We start from the raw sequence: 26,133 nt of genomic DNA on the forward strand, positions 1-26,133 counted from the left end.
CGTACGTTCCTCGGCGGGTCATTCCGTTGCGATGGGCAGGGCGCGCAGCAGATCGACCGCCCGCTCGGTATGCCGGTGGATCCCCTCGACCCGATCACTCAGGATCCGGCGCGCCTCGGGCAGGCGGGCAAGCAGCGTGTCGATGGTCTTCGTCAGTTCCTCGCCGCGCAGGGTGTCGATGTCCATCGTCGTAGCCGTGCCGGCCCAGGCCGCATAATCCACCAGCTCCATCAGCTCCCGCGTCTTGAACTCGTAGACGATCGGCGCCACCGGCGTCCCGGCCAGCATCGACAGGATCGCCATGTGCATCCGCGTCGCGATGACGAGATCGAAGCCGGCGAGCGCCTCCAGCAACGCCTCCGGACGGTGAAAGTCGGCGTCGACGCGGACGCGCGGGCGCACGGACGCGGGCAGCAGGTCCACCACCTGCCGTCCGACCCCGGAATCGTCGATCCGGTAGGCCGGCACGCCCTGGCAGGTCGACAAAAAAACGACCTCCGCATCGTAGCGCGTCACCAGATGCTCGACCCCAGCCGCGACGGCCTGCAAGTAGCCGCGCATGCCGTCCTCCGGCGACTGGTTCCGGAAATGCTGCCACGACCGCACCGACACCGCCACGCGCGGCCGGCCCTCGTCCGACCGCACCGGCCGGCGATCCGGATCCCGGAGCGCAAAGACGACATCCGGCATCACGTGAACCCGGTCGTTCGCGACGCCGATGTCGCGGAGATACCCGAGCGACTGCTCGTCCCGGAGCAGCACCAGCTGCGCGTCGTCGAACACGGCGCGGAGCTTCTTCCGGTGCGCCGGCCGGTTGAATGGCCCGAGCGACTGGGTGTAGAACACGAGGGGCTTGCGCAGCAGGCGTGCGATCGTGAACTCGAAGAGGCGCGGGGCGAGGCTGTAGTGCTCCACCAGGTACGTGCCACCGGTGCTGACGATGAGGTCGGCGCCGGCATAGGCCTCGAACGCGGCCCGCTGCCGACGGGTCAGGAGCAGCCGCGCCAGGCGCGGCCGGCCGCCGGCGTGAAGCCGCGCCGCCGCGTAGGCCCGGGGCCGGGCCAGATGCCACATCGCGAACCGGATGACGCCCCAGATGCGGCGCAACCATCCGTCTCGCGCCGGCATCAGGAAGGCGTTGACGAGCGCCTCGCGCACGATAAATTCCGGATAGAGCGCCGCCGCGGCGTCCGGCCTGGCCTCGCAAATTTCGATGTGCGCATCCGCGCCGAAGGCGGTTCGCAACTGACGGACGATGGCGATCAGGATCGCCGCGTCGCCGCCGTTCAGCAGGACGGTATTGGTGACCAGGATCTTCATGCCCCTTCGATCAATTCCTCAAAAGCCGCCATCATCCGAGCCTCCCGGTGGCTGCGCTGGAAGTGCTGTTCGATCTGCCGGCGCGCCGCGGCGCGCATCCCGTCGTCGGCCGCCAGCGCGCTCCGTATTGCCCCTGCCACGGCGCCGGCATCGGGCGCATCGACGAGGAAGCCGGCCGGCCCGACGGCCGCGGGATTCCCGAACACGCGGCTCGCGACGGGGATGCAGCCGCAGAGCATGGCCTCGCACAGGACGTTGGGCATGCCTTCGGCGCGGGAAAGCTGGAGGTAGACGGCCGTTTGCTGATAGATGTGGACCAGGGCTTCGCGGGGGATCTGGCCCTCGACCGTCACGTTGGCCGGCGCCCGAAGCCCATCGCGGATGAACGCCTGCATCGCGTCGGAGGCCCCGATCACCCGGAACGGGATGTCGGGCATGGCGCGCGCCGCATCCACGACCAGATCGATGCCCTTTCGCCGCAGCGTCTGCTCGCTGTCGATGAGGCCCACCGTCGTCACGGAGGGCGTACGCCGGCTCGGGCCGATGGGCCACCGCTCGGGCACGTAGCCGGTGGGCATGAACCGGTGCGGCGTTCGCACGTCCGGCGCTTGGGCGCAGACGCCGAAACTCCGCGTTTCAGGGTAGGCGCTGAACCGGTTTTCGGAACAGATGAGCGCCTCCGCCACGGGCAGCAGCATCGAGGCGTTCCGCAGCACGTACCGGGCCAGCGGGGCCCGCCACAGGCTCTGATAGACGCCGTAGCCCAGTTCGGGCAGATGGATCGCATCGTAGCCGCCGAGCGACACGGCGACGGGGACGGCGTGCCGGAGCCCTGCCAGGACGGGGTTCGCCATGTGATAGTCGGCGAACCAGCCGAAAACGAGGTCGGCGCCCGGCATCTCGCGCGCGAGCCACTGACGCTGCTCGCGCCACAACCTCCGAAACCCCCGCCACGTACGGGCGCGCTCCACATCGAAATGAAAAGGGACGAGATCGACGCGCCGGCCCAGCATCTCCAGATCGTCGCGCACGAACGAAGTCGGGCTCAGATAAACAAATAGAACGCGATATGTCCTCATCGAACCGGGTTGCCGCCTTCATTGGGGCATAGAATACGCCCGTTGAGGGGATTTGTATCAGCGGGGCTAGTCGTTTCTATGTTTTTTTTTATTATTGAGCGTCTAAACCCACTCGGATCCTGAATATGCACACCCCTATGCGTGAGACGCGACTCCTTGCCGGCGCTGGTCGGACAGCCATGCTGGTCGTACTGGTACTGATTGCGCTCGCAACATCCGCCCTCAGCCCGTCGCCTGCGGCGTCGCCGGCCGGGCTCGTTCAGGAAGCCGACGCCGGCCCCGAATCGCCCACCCCGCTGGTGTCGCGCCTGCTCGACATCGACCCGGACAACCCGTCCGACTGGATCGTTTTCTTCGGCCGGTTTCACCCGCTCGTCGTCCACCTCCCCATCGGCCTGCTCCTGCTCGCGTTTCTGATGGAGTACCTCTCCCGCGGCAAGCGCTTCGCCGAACTGAAGCCGGCCGTGTCGTTCACGCTATTCCTGGGTGCCCTGAGCGCCGTCGGCGCCGTGTGCGCGGGCCTGCTGCTCGCGGCGAGCGGCGACTACGGCGGGGACGACATCTGGTGGCACAAATGGCTCGGCATCGGGGTGGCCGCGCTGGCCGTCGTCGCCTATATCTTCAAGCGGAAGACGCTCGCGCCCACGCCGGCGCCGCGCTCCCGCACGGTCTACGGCGCCTCGCTCTTCGCCGCCGTCCTCCTTCTGACCGCGGCGAGCCATTTCGGCGGCACACTCACGCACGGCGAAGGCTACCTCACCAGCTACATGCCGGAGCCCTTCCGGTCCATCGCCGGCATCCCGCCCCGCGACCAGGCCGAGGCGGAGATCGTGATCGAAAACCTGGAAGAGGCCGCGGTTTATCCGGACATCATCCACCCCATCCTCGATGCCCGGTGCGTGAGCTGCCACAATCCCCGAAAGATCAAGGGCGAACTGCTCCTCGAGACGCCGGAAAACATCATGAAGGGGGGTGAGAACGGCGCCATCCTCGCCGCCGGCGACGCCGCCGGCAGCGAGCTGTTCCGGCGCATCACGCTCGACGAAAACCACGACGACCACATGCCCCCCAGCGGGCGGCGGCCCCTCACCGACGACCAGATCGACCTCATCGGGTGGTGGATCGACAGCGGCGCTTCGTTCGACCACAAGGTCGCGCAGGTCGAGGTGCCGGCGAAGATCCAGACCATCCTCGACCGCCTCACCGAGAAGAAGGATGAATCGCTCGCGATCCAGGTCCCGCCGGCCGATGCCGACGCCCTCGCGAAGCTGGCCGAACTCGGCGTCCTGGCGATGCCGCTATCCGTCGAAACCAACCTCCTGCAGATCCAGGCCATCAACGTCCGCGACGCGTTCGGCGACGAGCAGATGGACCTGCTGCGCCCCATCGCCGAACAGATCGCGTGGCTGAACCTCGGCAACACGAAGGTGACGGACGCCGGCCTCGCCACCGTCGAATCCTTCGTCAACCTGTCGCGGCTCCATCTGGAAAAGACGGCCGTCACCGACGCCGGCCTCGCGCACCTGTCCGGGCTCCAGTACCTGAGCTACCTGAACCTCTACGGCACGGGGGTGACGGACGCCGGCCTGACCCACCTCGAACCGCTCAAAAACCTCAAGGCGCTCTACCTCTGGCAATCCGGGGTCACCGCCGAAGGCGCGGACCGGCTACGCGCGGCGCTGCCCGGGATCGACATCAACATGGGCTGGGAGCTGTCGACGCCCGAGGCCGAGACCCCGCCGCCGACGTCCACCGACTGATCATCCCCGCAGCAGGTCGCCGATATGGCGGGCCACGGCGTTGGATGCCGATTCGGTCGGCCCCGCGAAGAAAGCGTGACGCGGGGCCTTGCCGGCGTCGGTGATCCCCTGGTAGGCCTCCCGGATGGCGGCCGGATCGGACCCGACGAGCTGATTCCATCCGCCGGCGAGGGTCTCCGTCCATTCGGTCTCGCGCCGCAGCGTCACGCACGGGACTTGCAGCCAGAAGGCTTCCTTCTGGAGGCCGCCAGAGTCGGTAAACACGGCCTGCGCGTGCGAGAGCAGCTTGAGCATGGCCAGATAGCCGAGCGGATCGATCATCAGGACGGTCTCCGGGGGCACAAAATCGCCCAGGCGGGCCCGCGTCCGCGGATGCAGCGGCATCACGACCGGCACCCCGAGCCGCCCGAGGCCGGCAAAGATCCGTTTCAGCGTGGGCGCGTCGTCCGTATTCTCCGCCCGGTGCACGGTCGCCACGACATACTCGCCCGGCGCAAACGGGATGAGGCGCTCCAGGTCCACGCGCTCGTCCGCCCGGGCCGCAAAATGCCGGGTCGCGTCGTACATCACATCCCCGGTGAGGTGCACCCCCTCCACCATGCCCTCGCTGGCCAGATGCCGCACGGCATTTTCGGTGGGGCAACACAGCAGCGTGGAAAGCCGATCCGTCACGATGCGGTTGATCTCCTCGGGCATGGCGCGGTTGAACGACCGCAAGCCGGCTTCGACATGGACGATCGGGTGCCCGAGTTTCGCGGCGACGATCGCGCCGGCCAGCGTGGTATTCGTATCGCCGTACACCTGGATGGCAAGCGGGCCCCGGAACGAGCGCAGCACCTCTTCGAGCCGCTCCATGATGCGCCCCGTCTGCGCCGCATGCGATCCGGACCCGACCCCGAGGTCGTAGTCGGGCCGCGGCACGTCCAGCTCCTCGAAAAACACCTGGCTCATGGCGGCGTCGTAGTGCTGCCCGGAATGGATGACGCGCTCGGCGATGCCGGCCCGCGCAAGGGCGCGACTGACCATCGCCGCCTTCACGAACTGCGGGCGCGCCCCGACTACGGTCACCAGTCGACGATGTGGCATGGAGGATGGGGTTACAGTCGTTAGCGGGGCATGGAAAGGCGGGTCAGCAGGTCGGCCAGCTCGCCGGCCTGGGCGCGCCGGCTGTAACGCGCCGCCGCCTCCGCCGTGGCGCCGCGCGCCGGCGTCCCGTCTCGCCAGGCAGCGACCCAGCGCTGTAGACTAGTCGTCACGCCGGCGACGTCCTCGTAGTCGCACGCCGCGCCGGCGCCGGCGTCCAGGACGATTTGCGCCGTCTCGCCGTCCGGCGGCCCCAGCACCAGCACCGGACGCTGCGACGCCAGATACTCAAACACCTTGCCCGGAATGATGTCGTTGGCGGCGCGCACGCGGTTTACGGCCAGCAGCAGGACCTGCGACGACACCACGTGCCGGACGGCCTCGCGATGCGGCATGTAGGGCAGATAAACGACCTGCCCATCCAAGCCAAGCCGGCTCACCTCCTCCCGGACGCGCGCGTCCACGTTGCCGACGAGCCGGACTTCCACGTCAGGATTCTGCAGCGCCGCGAGCGCCCGCCACAACGCATGCGGGTTGCGGTCGGCGTTCATGTTGCCGACATGCGTGATGACGAACCGACCGGTGTCGGGAAACGGCTCCTGATCGAAGTCGGCCTCGTCGTAGCCGTTGTAGATGTTGACGCACGGCGTCGCCGTCCGCGCCGCGAAGGCGCGCTGGACGGCGGGGCTCACCGTGACGACGCACTGCGCCTCGTCCAGCACCGATTGTTCGAGCGCGCGGTTGCGCCGGCTCGCCCAGGCCGACATCGGCAGCGCGTCGAGGTAGTCGATGTCGGTCCACGGGTCGCGGAAGTCGGCCACCCACGGGATGCCGAAACGCCGATGCAGCGCGCGGCCGATGAGGTGCGTCGAGTGCGGCGGGCCCGTCGTCAGCAGCACATCCGGGCGGTGCGCCGCGATCGCGGCGGCGCCGGCGCGCGTGGCGTAGGGCACCCACCCCACCCGGGCGTCGGGGATGAACAGGTTGGCGCGCACCCAGCGGGCGAGCCGCTCCACCCTGCCGGGCGGCTTGTCGGACAGGAAGCCCACCGTCACGGCATCCGATTTCGACTTGCCGCTCAACGCCCCGTACCAGGAATACGGATCCCACGCCCCGGTACGGATCACGTCGATGCTGGCCGGCACCTCGCCGGCCATCGCGGGGTCCAGATCCGGATAGGCGGCGGACTCCGGAGCGACGGTGAGCACCCGCGGCGACCAGCCGCTTGCCGGGAGATACTTGACGAATTTGAGCGTCCGCTGCACCCCCGACCCGCCGGAAGGGGGGAAATAATAGGCGATGTAAAGGACGCTCCGCACGCGCATCAACGCCTGGTCCGTACGTACCCCAGCCCGAGCAGCGCCAGCACGCCGCCATAGGTCAGCAGCGTCGCGATGAGCGACAGCGTGTACCCCAGCCGCACGCTGGAGGGATCGAAGCGCATCTCGACGGTATGCGCCCCCGCCGGCACGACGACGCCCCGGATGAGATAATCCACCTTCTCGATGGGCGCCTCGACCCCGTCGATCGTGGCCGTCCATCCGGCCGGGTAATAGACCTCGCTGACGACGAGCAAACGCGGGGCGTCCGTCTCGACCGACCACCGGATCTCCCGGGGCGAAAATACCTCGAGGTCGACACGCGCCACGGCGTTCGAGTCAATCGGTGCCGGCGCGAGATCCAGCGGCGTCTCCACGATGGCCGTCTTTCCCACATCGAACGACGCGCTCCGCAGCCGATCCCAGATCTGCTGGTAATCCTGCATCACCTCCACCTCGCCGACGAAATGCGCGCGCGGCTCGACATCCACCTTCTCGAACACCCGATAGCCGGTCTGATCGCCCGTGTATACGGGCTGAAGACCCGGCACCGGGCTGCCGGCGACCACGTACTTCACACCCAGCAGGTCGAGCGCGTTCGGGTTCGGGATGCCCGTCGACGGATCGAACAGGAGGTGTTCGAGATAATCCTGATACAGCCGGAGCTTCGCGCCGTGGTAGCCGCCGAGCGACTCGTAATGGAACGAGGGACGGGCCGTGACGGACGGGTGCCGGCCTTCTAGCGAGAGCACGCGGAAGTGCCCCGGCCCGCCGGCCTGCGCGACCTGGTCGATGAGGTACCGGTCAAAATCGTAGGTCTGGATCTGATCCTGCGACGAAGCGGCATCGACCAGGATCTCGCTGTTGAGATAACGCCGGTCCACCCCCCAGAGATCGACCACGACGAGCGCGGCAAAGAGGAATGCCCCGACGCCGGCGGGAATCGTCCCGCGGCGAACCAGCACGATGGCGCCCATCCCCAGCACCAGGAAGATCAGCGACCGCACGGCGTCTTCGCCGAACATGTCGCGCCGCTCCTGACTGGCATTCGTCAGATACTGGCGCGCCGCCTGAACGACGCGGGGGTCCGACGGCGACACGTTGTTGCCCGAGGCGATCTGCTGCACGGCCATCTCGTATTCGCCCGGCCGCTCGAACGAAAAAAGCGACGCCTTCCCGCCGAGCAGGACGACGAGGAACAGGATGACCGATCCGAACACGATAAACGCCGGCGTCTTCCAGATCGGCGTCGCGTCGGTTTCCTCCGTCATCACCCCGTGCAGTCCGATCGCGGCGAGCGCCGCCAGCACCAGCGCCACGATGCTCAGCCAGGTCTCCGGCACCCGGAACGCATCGAACATCGGGAAATGATCGAACATCAACCGGTTGAGCAGCGAAAAGTGTTCGCCCAGCGAAAACAGCGTCATCACCAGCGCGGCGATGCCGAGCGCGAGCACCTTGCGGTCGCGGTAGCGCCAGATCGCGAGGATCGCGAGGGCGATCACGAGGCCGCCCACGTAATGCGGACCGCCCGTCGAACCCTTCGGGCCCCAGTACGCCGCGGAGCCGCCAAAGGCGTGCGCCACGAGCAGCGTCAGCAGCTCGCCGACACCCTGGCTCCACCCCATCGCGTACGTCCAGTCCATCGTGCCCGGCTCGCCGCCGACTTCCGCGCCCCGGATCGTGTAGTTCTTGTATTCCGAGATCGCGAGGTAGGGATGCGCGACCATGAGGATACCGAGCACGCCGCCAAGCGCGAGCCAACCCGTCGATTTGAGAAAGCCGGCCCGATCGGCCGATCGCAGGGCGCTCACCCCTTCCACCACCCACCAGATGCCGATCACCCAGACCGCGTAATAGGTGATCTGGACGTGCCCGGCGCGGAGGTTGACCGCGAGCGCTATCGCGAACAGCAGCCCGCCCAGCAGGCCGGGGCGCTTCAAGGCGTAGGCAAAGGCTAGCACCAGCCAGGGCGCGAAGGCCAGGGCGATAAACTTGGAGTTATGACCGGCGGCGAGAATGACGGGCATGTAGGTCGTCAGACCGTAGGCGACGGCGCCGAATACCGAACTCCAGACGCTGCCCGTTAGAAAAAACGCGAGGAGATAGGCGCCGACGAGCATGACGATGAGATGCGACGAGGGCCAGATCACCCCGCGCAGGAGCCGCGGGATGTCGTCCACCTGCGGGGCGCCTTCGGGGGTCGATATCAAATAGCCCGGCATGCCGGCGAACGCGTTCGTGGCCCACAGCGCCTCGTCGCCCGTCGCCTCCTCGTACGAAATCATCGACTGCGCCATGGCGCGCCAGCTGACCGTATCGTAGGCGATCAGCGACTTGCCCGAGAAATGGATCGCGCCGAAAAACGTAAAGGAGAGCGCGACGAGGAGCCCTATCGCCATCGCGTGCTGGTAGAGCGGGCGCTGGAAGGGTCCGGCCAGACTTCCTGCCGCCGGCGTCACCGGGCTGGATTTCGACGCCGCGCCGGCGGTCGATTTTTTCTTCTTGTGGGATGCCATGTATTCAGGGATGGAGAGCCGCCGGCGAGGCGGTGGGACGGCTCATTCGATGACTTTCGGGACTCGAAAATACGTGCCGTCCGCATCAGGTGCATTCTTGAGCGCCTCCGCATGGCTGATCCGCTGCTGCGCGGCATCCTCCCGCTCCACATTGTACAGGTCGATCACATGCGACATCGGGGGCACCCCATCGGTGTCCAGCTCGTTCAGCTTCGCCATGTAACCGAGAACCGCCTCCAGGTCCTCGACCATGCGCGCCTCTTCCTCGGGGGTGAAGCGCAGCCGGGCCAGCGCCGCCATGTATCGTACGTCTTCGCGGGTGATTGCCATCGTTCAGGTTGCCAGGTGGTCGGAAGGTCGTGCGGCGCTTTGCCGGATCAGTTCATGGAGGCGCGTGGCGGCGCGAAGGCCTTCTTTCGGCTTGGGCTCGACCTGGACGCACAGGCTGAGCGGCCCGGCGTATCCGATGTCGCGCAACTCCCGAAGCCGGGCGCCCCAGTCCACCGCGCCCTCCCCGAACGAGGCCGGCCGCCAGGACTGTTTCGCCGGCAGGGCGTCGGCGCAGCGGACAAAACCCAGCCGGTTCGCCAGCCGAGGCAGGCCGTCCGCCGGATCGTCTCCCTGCATCACGGCCGACGCGGGATCCCACCCGGCCCGTACGGCCGGATGATCGACCCGATCCAGCAGCTCCGCCAGCGCCTGGGCATCGGGCGCGCAGGTGTCGGCCTCGTGAAACACGATCAGGTCGACGCCGGCGCGCGCGGACCGGTCGGCCGCGCGGCGAAGCGCCTCGGCCGCCGTGGCGGCGTGCTCCGGCGACGAAGCAAACGACGACACGATCAGGCGCGTGCAGCCGATGCGGGTGCAAAAGGCCAGCGTGTCGTCCAGCGAGGCGATCTCGTTCATCCATCCCGCCCGATCCTCCGCCGGCCCCAGAAAGAGGCCCGGATCGATGGCGGCCACCGGCAGTTCGTTTTCATCGAGCCGGCGGCGGAGCCGCGCCTCGTTGACAAACGGCACGCGCTCGCAATGTTTGCCTACGGCGCGCAACTCGACGGCCTCCAGCCCCCACAGCATCGTATAGTGCAGGGCGCGATCCAGGTCGCACGTAACGCTATCGGTGAGCCAGGTGGGGATCATGGAAACGGGCGGGGACAAAAAAAGGGCAGCACGCTGCTGCGTGCTGCCCGTGATAAGACCAAACGTTCCGAACGTTCCTAGTTGTTATCCGGATAGGTCACTTTGCGCGCCTTCGAGGCGTCGAGCCGGCGAACATCCTCTTCCAGCTGACGGCGGCGGCGTTCGAGCAACTGATCCGGGAACGGACGCTGGGTGCGGACGTTCGGCTGGTCGAGCAGGCGGGCCTGGATGATGATCAGGAGTTCGTATGCACTGTCGAACTGGCTGTACCCGAACAAATAACGCAGCCCGAAGAACCGCAGTGGGAGATCCTTCAGGATCGGAACGCCGCGGCGGGTGATCGTTTTCTGCGTCGTATAGAGCCCGCCGATGACCGTCTGCTCGCCATCGAGCAGCAGCACCTGCAGTGTCGGCGCGGTTTCGCGATCACGATGCCGGCTTCCGACGGCGGCGAGCTGTTCGAGTTTTCGACGGCGACGAGGGTGAATGGAACTCGACCACTCGGTGCCGAGCGACGTTTACGGTCTCCGACTGCCGTCAAGTCACGTCGATGATGATACCCGTCGAGAAGAACTGCGTGATCGTGTTGCTGGCGAAGTCGCGCTGCTGCACGGGCACGTCGCTACCTATCTGGATATTGCCCTTCTGGCCGCTCTGGACCGTCACGGTCGGGCTGATCGTCTCGCCGAGGCCTTCCTGTTCAAACGCGCGGATCAACTGGGTGAGCGAGAAACTGGATCCGGTCCGGCCCGATGATGTAGTTGTCGACGCTGCTGAAGACGTTCTCGGTATTGATGAAAACGCGGGATGTCCTGCCGTTGTTCGTATTGCCCGTGCCCCCGCCAAGGAATCCGCCGCCGGCGCCGCCGCCACCACCGCCGCGCCAGCCTGCGGACCGAACCACACGCTCCAGTCGATACCGAGTTCGAGCGACTCGTGAGGCTGGCGCTCATCACACGGCGTTGACCACCTCACGCGTGCCGGCGGTCGCCGGAACGACCTGCGTCACCGCCGGATCGACCGGCCGGCCGGCGGCCTGGTCGGCATTCATGACGAGCGGCGTCGCCTGGGCCGCTCGGATGATGCAAGATCGGTCTCGCGATACGTCAGCCCTTCAGTTCAGAGCACAAACTCCAGCGTCGAAAAACTGCAGGCTGGTGATCGTGACGCCGACGGTCGAGCGCCTTCCGGGTCGATCACCTGTTTCGGTCACCCGGTCGAACACCGGATTGATAACCCAGGAACTGATCGCCGAACGGCGTCGACGGGAAGGAACGACACGAGTTGATCGGGAGGAACGTAGGTACGGATCTGCCGCGGTGGGCGATCCGTACCGCGCCAGGGTAACGGCCGTCATCCCCAGAAAAGAAAGAAGAGCTAACAGTTCGGCCGAGTGCGGGCCGCAGTTGGGGTAAATCCAATCATCGGTTTCCAATATCACACGTCAGGGAGATGCCGGTGCCTGAGATGCTTTGCCGTGCGGGAGGCAGCTACCTACCGCCGTAAGAAGCGTTATCCCCGGACAAATAATTAGATGCTTGCGGACCCTATCAAAAACCTTACCGATTACCGGTCGGTGCGAGTGTTCCTCCGATCGCCTGCCGGTAACCCTACGCGTATCGAGGTCAGATCGATATTATCAATGATTCAATCTTGTTCAAGCGGGCCGATACGCGCCCTTCCACGGGATCGGATATCGGCGGACGCCGAGGCAGCGGGTCGCCGACACCGAGTTGACGATATCCACGCATCCACCCGAACACGGCCTTTCCACCCCAACAGAAACCAACTGCGTACCAGGATCTTCGATTTCCAGGTAGCCGTCGGTATTCGGCGGAATTTGATCCAGAATACCTGGATAAAACGGGCTGACCGCCGGCGATTCATCCGGCAAAACATCTTCGGAACCGGAGGAAGCTGCCCCGACCAGCCCACGGGCAGCGACTGCCCCCAGGAGTACGTCGGCAAAAAGATCTTTTCCGGGGCGCCCACCCTTCCGTGCCGGAGAAATAGCAAGCTCAACGACATCCGGAAGGAGACCATCACCTGGTTGCGCCCTTCTCCTTGTTCTCCGTCACCAGATCGATGTGATCGAGGCTGAGATTCTCAATTCGATAAAAGTTGCGGTTGTTCTCGATGCTCCAGATCCTTGTAGAGGCTGCTAAAATACCCGCGCCCGTCCACCGTGGCTGCGTGGTAGCTGATATCGATCCTTCTTCGTGCCGGTCGCCGTCACGTCGAAGTTCTTGAAGCCGGCGGTCGTGAGGCCGTTCAGATAGCCGATCACGTCCGGGCTCTTGAGTTCCTCCGGGATGATCTTAGCGCGCGAACCACCGCCGCGTCGCATCGCGCGGACTCGCGAGACCGGGTCTCGGTGAGGAACAGCTGTCTGCTTCGGCCTTCTTCAGCCGGCCACCTTTTTCAGCGCGCATGATCTGATCCAGCCCTCGCCTTTTTCGCGCGCATGACGACACACCAAAACCGATAACGATCAGCCAGATGGCCGCCATGACGAGGATAATATAAATCGACTTTCGACATGGTCACAACGATCGGTGAACGATGGACGTGGAGAAACGACGCGCCCACTGGGCGGTCGGTCTTCTTCGAGATGGCCGATTTGCTCGCGCAGATATTTCATGGCTTCCGGCAGTTCGATGACGATCGGCACGCGCATGCGGAAGGTGAACACGGGCGCCTCTTAATCTCGGAGAAGACCTGCGCCTCGATGTTGCCGTCGATGCGTTGCGCCAGCTGCACGATCCGGTCGCGCGACGTCGCGTTGCCGCTGATTTCCAGCATCTGCCCGTTCGGACGCCAGCTGTCGATCCAGATGCTCCCGACTTCGGACGTCTCGCGGGAGATCTTTTCCAGCGTCCGGCTCCACTGGTCGCTGCCGTGCAGCAACCCGTCCAGCACGTTCAGGGCATTCAGGTAGCTGGCCGTGACGGCATCGAAGCTGTCGATCCGCGCCTGCAGCTGCCGGGGGTCGGCTTCCATGATGTCGGCCGGATACGAGAGCAACAGTTCGCGGGTCGAGGTGATGTTGTCTTCGATCGCCATGTAGCGGTAGAAGAAAAACAGCACGGTCAACCCGACCAGCAGACCCATCACCGGCACGTGCCAGGTGATCGGGATGCGGAACCGGCGCTTGATGAGCCGGCGCGGCATCAGGTTGATGTCGTCGAACACGCCCTCGTAGCGGGCATCGTCGGTCAGCCGCAGGGCCGCGCCGACGGCGCCGATGATTGGGCTCGTATTGGCTTCGTCCAGCCCGATGTCGCCCAGCTCGGACACCACGAGACGGAGCGAGTCCACCTGCGCGTCCGGGAAGAACATTTCGAAGCTTTCGACCAGCTCTTCCTCGCGCTCCTCGCTCAGCAGGAAGACGTGCTGGACATCGCTGATGCCATGTTCGTCCTGCTGGAGCAGCACGCGGCTGCAAATCGTTTCCGGGGATTCGTAGGCCGTGAGCGAACGCAGGCTTTCATAGTGGAACAGCTCCTCGCCGCGCATGAAGAGCACGAGCGTGTCCTCGGTGCCGGCGCGCACGATCAGCGAATGCCGATCCGGCGGCACCGCCGGCGCCTGCGTCTCGTTGCCGCGCCGCAGCGCCCGCCGCAGCGTGGCGCGTGCCAGCCCCACGTACAGCGGCACCTCCGCATCCATGATGCGGACGGTCGGCACGCGCACGTTCTGCTGCTCGCGCATCGCCAGCAGCGTCGCGATGACGCTGTCGCGCTGCTTCGGGAAGATGGAGAGAAAGCGCTGCTCCTTCGGGTCCAGCGAGGTCATCGCCATGAAACCGACCCGATTGCTGTCGAATCCGCCCTGGTACTGCTCACCGAGCATCTTCAGAAGCAGGTTGCGGTCGATTTTGCGCCCGCCGGCTTTTTTGTCGCCTTCCTCGGCCGCCGCGGCGGCCTTGCCTTCCTTGACCGTGCGCAGCTCGACATGCGTCACATCCGACGAATCCGCGCAAAAGGCCACCTCGGGATCCTCGTAACCGGCATCCCGGCATTCAGCCAGGATGTCCCCCAGTTCGAGCACGAAGGTCGACGAAAACCCGCCTATATCCTCACCGCCGGTATCCACCGCCGGCGCCGATCCGCCAAATTCGGAGCTGAGGAAAAGGTTGCTCGCGGCATCGTTGTCGCCGAACTGGATGGTGAAATCGCCGGTGGTCGACGACTCCTGCAATTCGGGGACGCTTGTCATCAAACCCGACTGGGCCGCCCGCGATACGCGCTGACGGGTGAAGCGACGCAGCACGCGCGCGTTCCCATTGCCGTTCTCGATGAGAACCGCATGGAGCGTCTTGCTGGTCACCATCACTCCCAGAATGAGTTCTGAGGACTTACTCTTTTGCATGACACATGGTATGGTTCATGACATCGGGCGGGCACGACCGGCGATCAGCCGCCGCCAGATAACAATTGCTTGAACCGGCGTTTGTTGTTTGCGTAGTGCATCGCCGTTTCAGGTGTGATAAAGCGTTGCTGCATCAACCGATACAGGTCCTGCTCCATCGTAATCTGACCCTGCGCGCCGCCTTCCCACATCATCTGGTAAATTTCTCCCGAGTTGTTGTTCTTGATGGCGGCGCGGGTCGAGGGCGTCATCCAGAGGACTTCCTTCGCCATGATTCGGCCACCGCCCACCTTGGGACACAGCTTCTGGGATATGATGCAGCGGAGCACGTCGGCCAGACGGTTACGGACGCGGTCCTGCTCGTCGGTCGGATACTCTGCGATAATACGATCGATGCTTTCAACCGCGGAACTGGTGTGCAGCGTCGAAAATACCTTGTGGCCCGAGTCGGTCACTTCGAGCGCCGCCGAAATCGTCGACGGGTCGCGCATTTCCCCGATGATGATCATGTCAGGGTCCTGACGCAACGCCTGCACGACGCCATCCTTGAACGTCGAGACGTCCCGCCCCACTTCGCGATGTCGAACAATGCAGTTCTTGGAGTCGTGCATGTATTCGATCGGGTTACCGATGATCACGATGTGCGCCTGGACGTCCGTATTGTTCGCATCGACGATGGCGTCGAGCGTCGTACTCTTACCGGAACCGGTTACCCCGGTCACCAGCGTGAGCCCGTCCCGGACGTGCCGGAACATCAGGCCATTTTCAATTATCGGATGGAATTTGAGCGAGCTAAGCGAACGCAGCTTATCCTCGATGGCGCGCACGTTGAGCGCCAGGTGCCCGTAGTCGAAATAGATGGTGACGCGGAAGCGCCGATCCTTCTTGCCTTCGAGGTACAGCTGGTACGAAAAGTCGATCGCGGATTCCCGGAACAGGTGTTCCATCTGGGATTCCGAGAGGAGGTTCAGGAAGAGGATGTCGGAGAGGTCCTCGCTGCAGCGCCCCATCTCTTTGTGGGGCGTCTTGTTGCCGTCCACGCGATACCATACGTAGCCGTTGCACGCCGGCCCCCCGGTGTCGATGTCGCTCGCGCCGATCTTGAGCATGTGTTTGATGTAATGCTCCACATGCTGGCGCAGGATCGCGCGGTCCTTGTCGAGCAGCGCGGTGACATGCTCGCTCAGGAACCGCACGCGGTCGACTCCGCTGACCGATTTCGGGACGGAGTCGATAATGATCTGGCAAACCTTCGGCGGCTGAGGTGCGAGAGGCACTTTCACCCGCTCTTTCATCGCCCCTTCCTTTCGGGGGCCACGATCCCATTTGATGTCGCTGATGTTTGTACTCACGGCAATCTCTCGGATGTGGTAGAAACGGTGTTGGCTGAAAAAGCGTCCTTGAGGTGAAACGGGGTGCTTTCGCGCCGCTACGGCACGAATACCTGGAAAAGTACTGCGTTTCTACCTACAAAACCTGTACACTTTGGCGCAAGGCACGCAAGCGACAGCGTCCTTTCAGGTGATGCTTTCTCGACTCGGGCCACCCGATTCTGGATAACAGGCGGTACTACAGGGCGCGATAGCTGGGCAGGCGGAAGTCCTTTCCGCGTCCCGGGAAGCATTTCTCGTCTAGCTAATTCGATTTACCAAACTAAGTTTCCCTGCATGGATCGTGCCCGCCTTGGCGTCCGTAGGCGACGCGGCGGGTTCTGCGGCGGCCGTCCGGGTTGGGACCGCCGCGAGAGCGAGGCGGCGGTGTGGGCCGGCGGTACGCGTGGGAAACCGTTCATCCGACGGTTAGTCGTCACAGCGAATTAGCGCTGCGTTAATTAACGAGAATTGTAGCGCCCCAGTGTGTCTCGCGGACGTAGCTGCGCTGCGTCAGCGGCACCCCCATGGAGAATGACATGCGGATCTGTTCGGTGAGCTGCGGGGCGCCGGCTACGGAAACGCCGTTTACGTCGAGCAGATCGATGTTGAAATAGGTCACGTACGGGGCGCTTTTCCCATCGAGGACCCCGTCTACGAAGCGCTGCACTTCGAACAGCGGCACGGTGAGGCTGTCGACGCCGATCGTGCGGGGGGTCACGCCGTCGGATTCGTACACGGGCGTCAGCTGGTAGGAGATCGTCGCGACCGTCCCCGTGCTATCGTCCGGCGGGATCGCCAGAAACGAAAACGAGGACGTCATGCCCGGCAGCGTGGCGTGCGGCACGTACCCGGTCACCGGAGGGACGCCCGACCCCACGCCGTTGCCGATGTTCGCGATGTCGTCGCGCATCCACAGGCCGAACTCGAGCGACTGCTTTTTCGCAGCGTAGACGCCGACCTGTTCGATCGATACGTCGCGCATGCGCTGTTGCATCGACACGAGGACCAGGAGCACGGCCAGGGCGACCATCGTGGCCGCCAGGTTGTCGTAGATAAAAAACATAACCCTCCAGAATACCGGAAATACTCAGCTACAGGTATCGCACGCCTTGAGGCGCGACAGCCGAACCGGATTGATGAGGAGACGGCGACCACCGGGCGTCGCCGGCACATCCTGCAGGCTGACGGTGATCTGTTTTTCGTAGGTGGGGCCGGCGGAAACGGTGACGCTGGAGCCCGTAACGGTCACGTACTGGACGGTCGCGGTCACTTCAAAGGCATAGGTCGCCCCATCGCGCATCGTGAAACTCAGGGTATCGGGCGTCATCTCGTGGAAATCGTCCACGTCGTCGCAGAGGGTATTCAGGCCGCGCAGGCTGCACCCGTTGCCGGTGGCGAAAGGAAGCGCGGTCAGCGCCGACGGATTGCTGACGGACGCTCCGCCCAGGGTCGCGCTGTCGAAGGCCTTGCCTTCGATGACCTCCATCGCCTGCAACGCGATGCCCGAGGCCATCACCTCCATCTCGTCGTCGAGCATGGCCTCGTAGGTGCGGAGGATGCGTTGCTGCTGGTTGATAGACAACAACGTGACGATCATCATCGCCAGAAAAGCCAGAAGCGTCTGCGTCATGATATACTACAAATGATATCCTGAGCGCAGCCGGGGGTTTACTGGCGCCAAGATCCCCGATGTTAGTCGAACTGGGTCGTGTCACCCATCGGTCGTCACGACCCGGATCATCTCACGGACAGAGGTCTGTCCCATTTTCACGATCTCACGCGCGGAGTCGCGCAGCGTAAGCATGCCTTCTTTCACGGCCAGATCCTTGACCGCGCCTTCGTCGATCGCGGTGTCCGATTCGACGATCAGATGGCGGATGGCGCGCGAGAAGAAGAGCGCTTCGCTGATGGCGCGCCGGCCCTTGTACCCGACGCCCTTGCAATTCGAGCAATGGCTGTCGTTTCCAGGGAGATAGAACGTCAGGCTGTTGATCTCTTCCTCGGTGAAACCCAGCTTGTCGAGCATCACCGGATCCGGATCCGAGTCCACGGTCTTGCAAACCGGGCACAGCATGCGGATGAGGCGCTGGGCGACCACCAGGTTGATCGCGTAGGCGATCAGGAAGGGCTCGATGCCCATCTTGTACAGACGGCTCACCGCGCTCGGCGCGTCGTTGGTGTGCAGCGTCGAGAACGTGAGGTGACCCGTGTTGGCCAGCTTGATGGCCAGTTCCGCCGTTTTCCGGTCGCGCATCTCACCCACCATCACGATGTCGGGGTCGTGACGCAGGATGGCGCGCAGCGCGTCCTCGAGTTCGAGCTTGTGATTGAGCTTGATCTGACGGACGCCGGGAATGATGTATTCGACGGGATCTTCCACGGTGAGCACGTTCACTTCACCCGTGATGACATGGTGGAGCGCCGCCACGAGCGACGTACTCTTACCGGAACCGGTCGGACCCGTGAGGATCACCATGCCGTGCGGCTGGCTGATGGCCTGTTCGAACCGCTGCATGGCGTTGTCGAGCAGACCCAGCTTGCGCAGATCCCGAATGACCTTTCGGTCGTCGAGCACACGAATTACGATACTTTCGGAACGCAGCTCCTGCCGGGCGTTCGCGATCGGGAGCACCGAGACGCGGAAACGGATCAGCACGTCGTCGATCCAGCGCTGGATGTAGCCGTCCTGCGCCGCGTCCCGCTCGAAGCGGTCGACGTTCATCGCGTTGTCCTTGATGACCGCGAGGAGCGCCTCCGGGTGCACCTTGTTCTCCGTGTGCCAGAGACTCAACCGGCCGTCGATACGGAAATGGATTTCGACGCGTTTGCTGGCATTCGGATAAATATGGATGTCGGATGCGCCCTGCCGGACGGCCTCGACGAGCGTCGCCTCGAACAGGTTGATGAGCGACGAGCGGCTGATCTCCGCTTCGAGCGCGTCCTCATCGATCAGTTCGGTGCCTTCCTCGTACGTCATGCCGAGGTCGAACGCCATCTCCTCGTCGCGCACGCGTTCGAGGAACACGTTGCGGCGCGGGAAGGCTTCGGCGATGAGATTCTCCACGGCCGACTGCGGCGCATAGTAGAGGTCGAAGCGATCCAGCTTCAACTCCTTCATCACCTGACGCACTTCCGTACGCATCGGGTCGTGCGTGATGAACACGAGCTTCACGGCGCCGGAGGCGTGCTCCGTTTCACACTCGAACGGCACCAGGCGCAGGTTCAGGAGCCGATCCCGGTTTTCCTCCGAGAGCGTCTCCATGACCGAGCGGGCGAATTTGGGATCGAGCTTGCCTTCGATGTCGGCCGAAGGGAAGGCGTAAATGCGGGCGGCTTCGGCGAAGATCGCTTCCGTATCGACGTCGCCGATCTCGGCGAGGATACGCCAGAGGGTTTCCTTGCTGCCTTCGCGTTCCTTGCGTTTCTGCGCTTCGAGCACCTGGCTCATCGTCACGAGCTGCTTTCCGAGCAGGCTGGCGACCACACGGTCCTTGGTGCGGATGGCTTCGAGATCGAGCGGTCCGCGGCGATCCGGCACCTGCGGCGTATTCGTGGCCTGCGGAGCCGACGCGCGCTCGGCCGGCCGTGCCGGCGGCGGAGGTGGCGGCGCAGGCGTCTTGGCCCGAGGCGGTTCCGGAGCCGGCCGGCTCGCGGGCGCCGGCGGAGCCGGAGGAACGACCGGTGTGGGCGGCTCGACGGGCGCATCCGGAACCGGCATGTCCGACCAGGCAGCCGGCGGCCGCTGTTTCGGGCCGCCGAAGGGATCCGCATCGTCGTTGAAGCCGTCGCCGACGATCGCGGTCGGATCGAACGGCATCGCGGAGCCCGGCACGTCGCCATCGCCGAGCACCAGTTCCAGGTCCTCGGGCGCGAAGCCGGCGTTCGGGCTGACGAGCGGCGGCCGCTGGGCGTCCGCCGGGGTGTCGGCAAAGGGGTCGACGGAGCGCCATCTGGGCTTTTCGTCGGCCGGCTTGGCCGGCGGCGGCGTTTCGGACGGCTTGTCGTCCTCATCATCCGCGATAAAATCGACGAGCCAGTTCAGGCGCTTGTCCTTCTCGCCCGCGTTCGCATCCGGATCGGCGGGTTTACGCCGCATGGGGCGAAGCCGCTCCGACGTACGGGGCCGCATGTCCGCATCGGCTGCCGGCGCCGGCGGGGCGCTGGCTTCCCGGGCCTTGCGCTCGGCAAGGGCCTGTTTGATGCGAAGTAAGTCGCTTTTTTTGTCCGTTTCCTCGACACCGCCCGGTTCGTCGCCGAGCAGGGAGGCAATTTCGTCGCGCGCGGCGGCATCCCAGTCGATCTGACCATCGCGACTGCGGCGAGCCGTTTTATTTCGAGACAGGCCGTCACCGGCGCCGGGGATGGGCGTCGTGTTGCTGAAAAGCGACGCAACATCGCGCCGGGCGGCCGTACTGCCCGGTTCGTGCCGGCTCACGGGCGGATTCGGGGTTTCCGCCCCCGCCCCGTTGCCGGACGCCGGCGAAGCGCTCGCGCCGCGAGGCTTCACTTCGTCTTTTGCGCCTTTTCGCTTAAACAACATGCTCGAACAACCGCTGTTAATGGCGAGATCTCATCTCGTGTACTCGAAATCCCGATAACCGTTTCAGCGCTTCATGATATCCTGGGAAGACGGCTGGATGAGCGCGATCTCCGAGGAGATGACGGTCAGGAAACATATTGCGATCGTGATCAGAATCGCAACAGCCGTCTGGATCGTCTCGACAGCGCCTTTGAGCTTCAGGGTCGTCTCTTTCTCGTAGTAGTCCGCCATCTGCTGCGCGCTCTTCCGGACGTTGCCGGTTTCCGAGCCGCTGCGGAAGCGGGCGATCGCCATCTGGGTAAAGACCCCGCTGGCCTCCATGGCCTTGACCAGTTCCGCGCCCTGCGCCACCATCATGGGCACCGTGATGGTTTTTATACGATGCTCCAGATAAGCGTTCCCGCAGGATTCGGCCGCGACCTTGATCACGCTGATATTTTCACCGCTGCCAGAATACAGAATCGCGAAGGTCCGGCAAAAGATCTCGATGTTCAGCTTGTGAAGCAGCGGACCGATCACCGGAATTTTAATCATGTACTGGTGCAGCAAAAAGCGGCCCTTTTTTGTATTCGCGAAAAACACGAAGCCGCCGATCGTCAAAAAGGTGAGCGCAAAGACCCAGACATAGTTCGCGTCGAACCAGTCGGCAAACGCGAGTGTCGCCGCCGTCATCGGCGGCAGCGTGATGTTGTATTGCGAGAACAGGCCGGCCGTCGCGGGGAAAATGTACCACACGTACCAGATAAACACGGCAATGAGGACGAGCACGGTGATCGCCGGCGTCACCATGGCGCTGCGCACGTTTTTCTTGAACTCGTCCTGCCGCTCGAGGAAGCGGGCCGTGGAGTCGTAGATCTCGGCCATGTTACCGCTTCGCGACGCGATGCCCAGCATGTACGAGGTAAACTTCCCGAGCATGTGCTGGTGCTTCATGAACGCCTGCTGGGCTTCCATGCCGCCTTTGAGATCGGTATTGAGATCGCGAATCACCTGCTTGAGCCCCTTCGAGGACACGTCGCCCACGAGCAGGTTGAGGATTTCGTCGAACGGCAGGTGCTCGCGCAGCAGGTTCGCCGAGAGCCGGACGAACATGATGATGTCCTGGCGGGGCGGCTTCCGCTGCACGTCGAACAGCTTCTTCTCGACGCGGATGACCTCGAGCCCCATCTTCGAGAGCGCCTTGACGATCTCGTCCGACGAAAAGGCTTTCTGCTCGCCCGACGCCACTTCCCCGCTCGGGTGCCGCACCTTGTACAGGAACGCCTGCCGGCGCTGCAGCCCCTGCAGCCGGAACTGATGTTTCTTCGAAAGCGAGGAGACCTTCTTTTCAGCTGCCCGCTTCGTCGGCGCGAACACCGTGCCCTGCACCGGTTGTCCCGTGGCGCCAATGCCGCTAAACTTGTACTCCTGGACTGGCATCGACTTCTACTCGTTCTGGGTTAAAGCATGCAAGTGAGATATCGGGGGATTCGCGCCGGGCACAAGCGCCTCCGTTAGCTCATGCGCCGTCGCAGCAAAAAAAACGCCAACCTCTGACCAGGTTCTGCCCCGCGCCGGCGGTCAAAAAACCGGATCGGAGGAGCCAATATAGCAAAACGCGGCGAAGAGACTCCCCTGCCGCGTCGTAAAATGTGCAAAGACGCCCGGGGAAATCGGGTCCCCCTGCTAGCCAACACTATCAGCCCGTAGCGCATCACGGCAATGGATACCTCCTGAATAATCGATCTCGGTTTGGTAATCTCGTTAATTGTCACGGTACACGTACACCAACTTCCGGATATCGATTGCTCACTGCAACCAGCACAAATTGTGTCGTGAGTGAAGAGCGATGTATCAATCTTGAATGTACCTGTCTCCGTCATTTCGCCAACAAAAAGCTGCTGCATGCCGGCAGTGGCAAGAGCAGTAAACGATGCACCACCGGAGACCTGCGTACGGATCGTTTTTAGCTTTCCAATAGATGGCATCCTGCGCGATGGAGATGCACCGCCCCACCAGCACATCGGCGTCATGCTGTTTGAGGCTCGTCTCGGCCATCTGGAATCCGGCAACTACCGCGATTCCGACGATGACGATGCTCATGACGAGGAGTAATAACTGCTGCTGACCCATGATCTACGAACGTATCACACTGCGATCGAACGCGGCGAGGGGTGCGCCAGACGGCCGATGAGTCGTATCTAAAAAACTGGAACTGCGAATTCCTCCCTGGGGAAGGCAAGAGATGTGCAGCAAGCGAACGAACGAGGTAGAGAAAAACGTGCCTTTCCAGGCGTGAATTACGGTTCACTCGAGGAAAGGCACGTTTCACAGACTCGAATTAAGGACAAGCCCGTACCATTCACAAACGTCGTAATGTCTTCGGATCGTGCTCCACAACACCAGCACGGTGAATTGTCAGATCACCGCCGCCACTCGACACCGCCAGGCTGTTGCCTTCGATTTCAAGCGTGGCGCCACTGGCATCGAGCGTAAACGTACCATTCAGGTTCGAGTAAATGCCGCTGTTGACGGTGTAGCCAAGCTGTGCCAGCGTCAGCGCGGCTCCATTGGCATCCGACCAGTTGGTGCCGCCGGCGCCGCCGCCGAAGGCCTGCGGTTTGAGTTTCCAGGCCTGCGCGTCGGAAGCGATGCGGATGCCGTCGTTCACGAGCGCATCGGCGTTCGCTTTTTTCTTGTTTTCACTGAAGGCCTGAATACCGACCACGACGGCGAGGCCGACGATGACGATACCCAGAACGAGAAGCAGGAGTTGTTGCTGACCCATAGCAGATTCTCTCCGTGTTGTTTGGTTTGGTTAACGTGTTGTTTGTATTCACCTGATGGCACAGCCAGTTCCCGGTGAGGTCTGGCTACAGGTGGGCATCAACTTGTTTCAGAGCGCTTGCCGCAATGTGATCTATCGACCGGCTCGGAAAAAACTAAAGTAAATGCACAGGCGCCGCGAAAAGACCCCGGCCGGCTTTCCGGACTTGCATCCGTCGACCTGCCTGCGTCGTTCTCAAAGCACCGATCGTACGAGCCGAACTGAAATCGCACGTTGAATCCGTTACGGATTCTATGTGTCTCATTTCAGTACAGCTCCGCCAAGCGGGTAATAGTAAGTGGATGCCTATTTAAAATAAAGGCCGATCGTTCTTTAGTTGTATGAAAAGAACAGGAAGGAATTCCTACGATCGGCCCCGATAAAACAGGCAGGCACCCACCGGAATCGTCGCGGGAACGAGGCGGAACATGGTTCATTTTTCCATTACCTGTAATCGTCCGCCCTGCTCCCGGCACCGCTTGACAGGCCGGCAAGGGCTGAGTCGTAACGCGGTTGGACGCTTGCGAAAAGCACCCTGAGAAAGGACCTGTGCCGAACCGCGAAGGTTCGGATTGCCCTGCATCCTGACGGATGCGCCATTTCGGTCAAAGAACGCCTATATGGAGGTACGTGCAGCGGGAGTCCGGCGCGCACCGGAGTGCAACATGGATTCCTCCCGCACGTATCAACTCGTTCACATTGAATATCATGCCAATCGCGGACACCAACGCCCCCACACGCATCCGCCTTACCGGGCTACACGTTATGAAGGAATCGACGAACGCGTCCAAAATCACCATCCAGGAGCTGAAACTGAAGACCAGTCAGCTCAAGGAAAAGGTCTCGGAGATCATCGAGGAAGGAAACGCCCGGCGCATTATCGTCAAAAAAGACGGGCGTACGCTGGTTGAATTCCCCCTCGCCGTGGGCGTCGGCGGGGCCGCCGCCGCACTCCTGATTTCGGCGCCGCTCACGGCGCTGGGCGCACTGGCGGCCCTCGTGGCCGAAGTGCAGGTGATCATAGAGCGTGAGGAGCCGGCATCCACCGATCCGGAAGAGGAAGGAGATGTCGACTGACGGAAGTTCTTTCCGTCGGTCCAAACGCCGATCGCGCATGAGCGGGTTGGCATAAAAAGAACGTGCACCGGCGCGCGCCTCCACGCACGTTTTTCCGGTACGAGGCTAAAACTACCACATGCGGCGGCCCGAGTTGTCACAAAGCTGTGCTCATTTGATGAGTGTGTTCGCACGATTTGGCGCTTCTCCGGCCTGTTCGGTGGCCAGCACCCGCAGTTCGACCGGGGTGGAGGAAAAGTCGTCCCGGGTCTCCTCGCGCAGCAGCACCACGCGCACGTCCGTGAGGGCGGGATCGAGCGCCCGCGATTGCCGCAGCCAGTAGCGCGCGAGCTCCGGCGCGAGCAGCGGCGCCTGGTCCATCACGTATTCGAGATACTTGCGCCACCGCTGGTTTTTATAGGTCTCCGCGATGTGCGCGGGCCGCTCCCAGGACAGGGGCCCGCCGTGGAAGAGGTCGACGGAAGCGCCGTCCGCCAGGCGTCCTTCCATGACGTACCACCCGTCGCGCGTGGGCGGCGCGGGCGCAAACATGTTCCAGCGTTCCTCGAACCGGATGGCATTGCCGAACGGCTCCAGCCGGCTGAAGAACAGGTCGTAGTAGACGCTTTCCATCAGATTTGCCGTCAGCAGGTTGGCCGACAGCATGTAGACGAGCAGCAGGGCCTGGAGGACCATCCCCCGGAGCCCGGGCGCGGCGCCCGGATCGATGCCGCGCACGCGCAGGCGCTGCGCCAGCCGGCGGAAACGCGGCAGGTTGTGGACGGCGAAGCGCCGGGCCGGGTCCATCGGAACGAGGGCGCCGAGCCGATCCCAGAACGGCGCCGGCAGAAACAGGACCCAGGCGGCCATGCACACAAACGGAAAGAGGCCGATCATGAGGGTCGCCGCCAGCCCGGCGTGGAACGCGATGAACGAAAGCGCGGCCAGGCTCCGCCAGAATCCCGTAATAAACGGAACAAACGCGAGCGCCGGCCCCACCATCTCCAGCCAGTAGGTGCCCACGCTGAGCGCGTTCAGCACGGCGTCGGGCGCGCCGAGCAGCCAGACGCCGGCCGGCCGCACGAACCGGTCGAGCCGAAGCGCATACTGCAGCGCCGAGCCGTCGACGAGCCACACCTCCTCCGCCTTAAAAATGACGGTAAACCAGTACACGAAACACACCTGGAGGAGGATGCCGAGCGTGGCCACGGAGAGATGGTACGGGGCCGGCTGGGCCGGCCGGCCGGCGAGCGCGTCCAGCGAAAAGCGGGCGCCGAGCGGGAGAAACAGGCTCCAGAGGAGCAGGTCGAGCAGCAGCCAGTCGCCGCCGTTGAGCACGAGCGGGTTGCGGGTGTGCAGGCTGAGCGTGAGCAGCCACGCGCACCAGGTGGCGGCGCGCGTGCGGTAGCCGGCCGTCAGGGCCAGCGCCGCCAGGCCGGCGGCGGCGAACAACACGGCCTGCCACCACAGGCTGCCGGAGAGCAGGTGCAGGGATAGCGCCCAGTCGGCCGGATAGTAGGTAAAATAAAAGGAGCGCGGCACGACGCCGGCATCCGTGTAGTGCGCACCGAGCGCCGTAGCCCGAACGACCAGATCCACCAGCAGGATCACCCCGATGGCCACGCGAAAAACCGCCAGCGCCCTGAGGTCGATGCCGAGCAGCACCTCAAGACGGCCAATGATTCCACCTATTTGTCCAGAATTGTGATTAGACACAGATTCAGACTCCTGCAATAAAATCCTTCAATAACTATACTTGCACAATAA

23 protein-coding genes are annotated in these 26,133 nt (G+C 63.7%); 3 read left to right on the plus strand and 20 right to left on the minus strand.

Features of this window, described 5'->3' with window-relative positions; translation table 11 throughout:
- Positions 1-18: 18 nt before the first annotated feature.
- Positions 19-1,320 carry a polysaccharide pyruvyl transferase family protein gene (locus tag R2834_04320; protein MEZ4699533.1) on the minus strand — a complete coding sequence of 434 codons (1,302 nt, stop codon included), beginning with the start codon at positions 1,318-1,320 and terminating at the stop codon, positions 19-21.
- The gene (locus R2834_04325; protein MEZ4699534.1) at positions 1,317-2,399 is read right to left on the minus strand and encodes a glycosyltransferase family 4 protein; all 1,083 of its coding nucleotides are present in this window, start codon (positions 2,397-2,399) and stop codon (positions 1,317-1,319) included. The genes R2834_04320 and R2834_04325 overlap by 4 nt, the downstream gene beginning before the upstream one ends.
- Positions 2,400-2,578: 179 nt before the next feature.
- Between R2834_04325 and R2834_04330 the strand changes: the two genes are divergently transcribed.
- On the plus strand, positions 2,579-4,159 hold the full coding sequence (locus R2834_04330) for a c-type cytochrome domain-containing protein (GenBank protein ID MEZ4699535.1): 1,581 nt from the start codon (positions 2,579-2,581) through the stop codon (positions 4,157-4,159).
- Here R2834_04330 and wecB read toward each other — a convergent pair whose 3' ends face one another.
- From wecB to R2834_04410, 16 genes are all read right to left on the minus strand, one after another.
- Positions 4,160-5,245 carry a UDP-N-acetylglucosamine 2-epimerase (non-hydrolyzing) gene (gene wecB, locus R2834_04335; protein ID MEZ4699536.1) on the minus strand — a complete coding sequence of 362 codons (1,086 nt, stop codon included), beginning with the start codon at positions 5,243-5,245 and terminating at the stop codon, positions 4,160-4,162.
- A gap of 20 nt (positions 5,246-5,265) precedes the next feature.
- Positions 5,266-6,561 carry a glycosyltransferase family 4 protein gene (locus R2834_04340; GenBank protein MEZ4699537.1) on the minus strand — a complete coding sequence of 432 codons (1,296 nt, stop codon included), beginning with the start codon at positions 6,559-6,561 and terminating at the stop codon, positions 5,266-5,268.
- A 5-nt stretch (positions 6,562-6,566) separates the two neighbouring features.
- On the minus strand, positions 6,567-9,080 hold the full coding sequence (locus tag R2834_04345) for a YfhO family protein (GenBank protein MEZ4699538.1): 2,514 nt from the start codon (positions 9,078-9,080) through the stop codon (positions 6,567-6,569).
- 42 nt (positions 9,081-9,122) lie between these two features.
- On the minus strand, positions 9,123-9,410 hold the full coding sequence (gene gatC / locus R2834_04350) for an Asp-tRNA(Asn)/Glu-tRNA(Gln) amidotransferase subunit GatC (GenBank protein MEZ4699539.1): 288 nt from the start codon (positions 9,408-9,410) through the stop codon (positions 9,123-9,125).
- Positions 9,411-9,413: 3 nt separating this feature from the next.
- Positions 9,414-10,220: a sugar phosphate isomerase/epimerase family protein gene (locus R2834_04355; GenBank protein MEZ4699540.1), complete on the minus strand. Its 807-nt coding sequence runs from the start codon at positions 10,218-10,220 to the stop codon at positions 9,414-9,416.
- Between the two features lie 77 nt (positions 10,221-10,297).
- The gene (locus tag R2834_04360; protein ID MEZ4699541.1) at positions 10,298-10,708 is read right to left on the minus strand and encodes a hypothetical protein; all 411 of its coding nucleotides are present in this window, start codon (positions 10,706-10,708) and stop codon (positions 10,298-10,300) included.
- Between the two features lie 49 nt (positions 10,709-10,757).
- The gene (locus R2834_04365; protein MEZ4699542.1) at positions 10,758-10,937 is read right to left on the minus strand and encodes a hypothetical protein; all 180 of its coding nucleotides are present in this window, start codon (positions 10,935-10,937) and stop codon (positions 10,758-10,760) included.
- Positions 10,921-11,124: a hypothetical protein gene (locus R2834_04370; protein MEZ4699543.1), complete on the minus strand. Its 204-nt coding sequence runs from the start codon at positions 11,122-11,124 to the stop codon at positions 10,921-10,923. Before R2834_04370 ends, R2834_04365 begins: the two co-directional genes overlap by 17 nt.
- 210 nt (positions 11,125-11,334) lie before the next feature.
- Entirely contained in the window at positions 11,335-11,661 is a 327-nt protein-coding gene (locus R2834_04375; protein MEZ4699544.1) for a hypothetical protein, read from the minus strand.
- Positions 11,662-12,381: 720 nt separating this feature from the next.
- A complete protein-coding gene (locus R2834_04380; GenBank protein ID MEZ4699545.1) occupies positions 12,382-12,567 on the minus strand; it encodes a hypothetical protein in 186 nt (61 codons plus the stop codon).
- Between the two features lie 290 nt (positions 12,568-12,857).
- Complete coding sequence (locus tag R2834_04385; GenBank protein ID MEZ4699546.1) at positions 12,858-14,591, minus strand: hypothetical protein; 1,734 nt, start codon at positions 14,589-14,591, stop codon at positions 12,858-12,860.
- Between the two features lie 44 nt (positions 14,592-14,635).
- Positions 14,636-15,943 carry a type IV pilus twitching motility protein PilT gene (locus R2834_04390; GenBank protein ID MEZ4699547.1) on the minus strand — a complete coding sequence of 436 codons (1,308 nt, stop codon included), beginning with the start codon at positions 15,941-15,943 and terminating at the stop codon, positions 14,636-14,638.
- A gap of 475 nt (positions 15,944-16,418) precedes the next feature.
- Positions 16,419-17,027 carry a hypothetical protein gene (locus R2834_04395; protein ID MEZ4699548.1) on the minus strand — a complete coding sequence of 203 codons (609 nt, stop codon included), beginning with the start codon at positions 17,025-17,027 and terminating at the stop codon, positions 16,419-16,421.
- 24 nt (positions 17,028-17,051) lie between these two features.
- Positions 17,052-17,594 carry a hypothetical protein gene (locus R2834_04400; GenBank protein ID MEZ4699549.1) on the minus strand — a complete coding sequence of 181 codons (543 nt, stop codon included), beginning with the start codon at positions 17,592-17,594 and terminating at the stop codon, positions 17,052-17,054.
- Between the two features lie 81 nt (positions 17,595-17,675).
- Positions 17,676-20,504 carry a GspE/PulE family protein gene (locus tag R2834_04405; protein ID MEZ4699550.1) on the minus strand — a complete coding sequence of 943 codons (2,829 nt, stop codon included), beginning with the start codon at positions 20,502-20,504 and terminating at the stop codon, positions 17,676-17,678.
- Positions 20,505-20,567: 63 nt separating this feature from the next.
- Positions 20,568-21,923: a type II secretion system F family protein gene (locus R2834_04410; GenBank protein MEZ4699551.1), complete on the minus strand. Its 1,356-nt coding sequence runs from the start codon at positions 21,921-21,923 to the stop codon at positions 20,568-20,570.
- A 420-nt stretch (positions 21,924-22,343) separates the two neighbouring features.
- Here R2834_04410 and R2834_04415 point away from each other — a divergent pair, with 420 nt between their 5' ends.
- On the plus strand, positions 22,344-22,598 hold the full coding sequence (locus R2834_04415; protein MEZ4699552.1) for a hypothetical protein: 255 nt from the start codon (positions 22,344-22,346) through the stop codon (positions 22,596-22,598).
- Between the two features lie 247 nt (positions 22,599-22,845).
- On the opposite strand, the gene R2834_04420 is transcribed toward R2834_04415, so the two are convergent.
- On the minus strand, positions 22,846-23,271 hold the full coding sequence (locus tag R2834_04420; GenBank protein ID MEZ4699553.1) for a hypothetical protein: 426 nt from the start codon (positions 23,269-23,271) through the stop codon (positions 22,846-22,848).
- A 747-nt stretch (positions 23,272-24,018) separates the two neighbouring features.
- Between R2834_04420 and R2834_04425 the strand changes: the two genes are divergently transcribed.
- A complete protein-coding gene (locus R2834_04425; GenBank protein MEZ4699554.1) occupies positions 24,019-24,387 on the plus strand; it encodes a DUF4342 domain-containing protein in 369 nt (122 codons plus the stop codon).
- Between the two features lie 150 nt (positions 24,388-24,537).
- Here the strand turns inward: R2834_04425 and R2834_04430 are convergent, their stop codons facing one another.
- Positions 24,538-26,031, minus strand: coding sequence for an HTTM domain-containing protein (locus R2834_04430; protein MEZ4699555.1), 1,494 nt, complete (start codon positions 26,029-26,031; stop codon positions 24,538-24,540).
- Between the last annotated feature and the right edge of the window lie 102 nt (positions 26,032-26,133).

Source organism: Rhodothermales bacterium, from assembly GCA_041391505.1.
Lineage (GTDB): Bacteria > Bacteroidota > Rhodothermia > Rhodothermales > JAHQVL01 > JAWKNW01.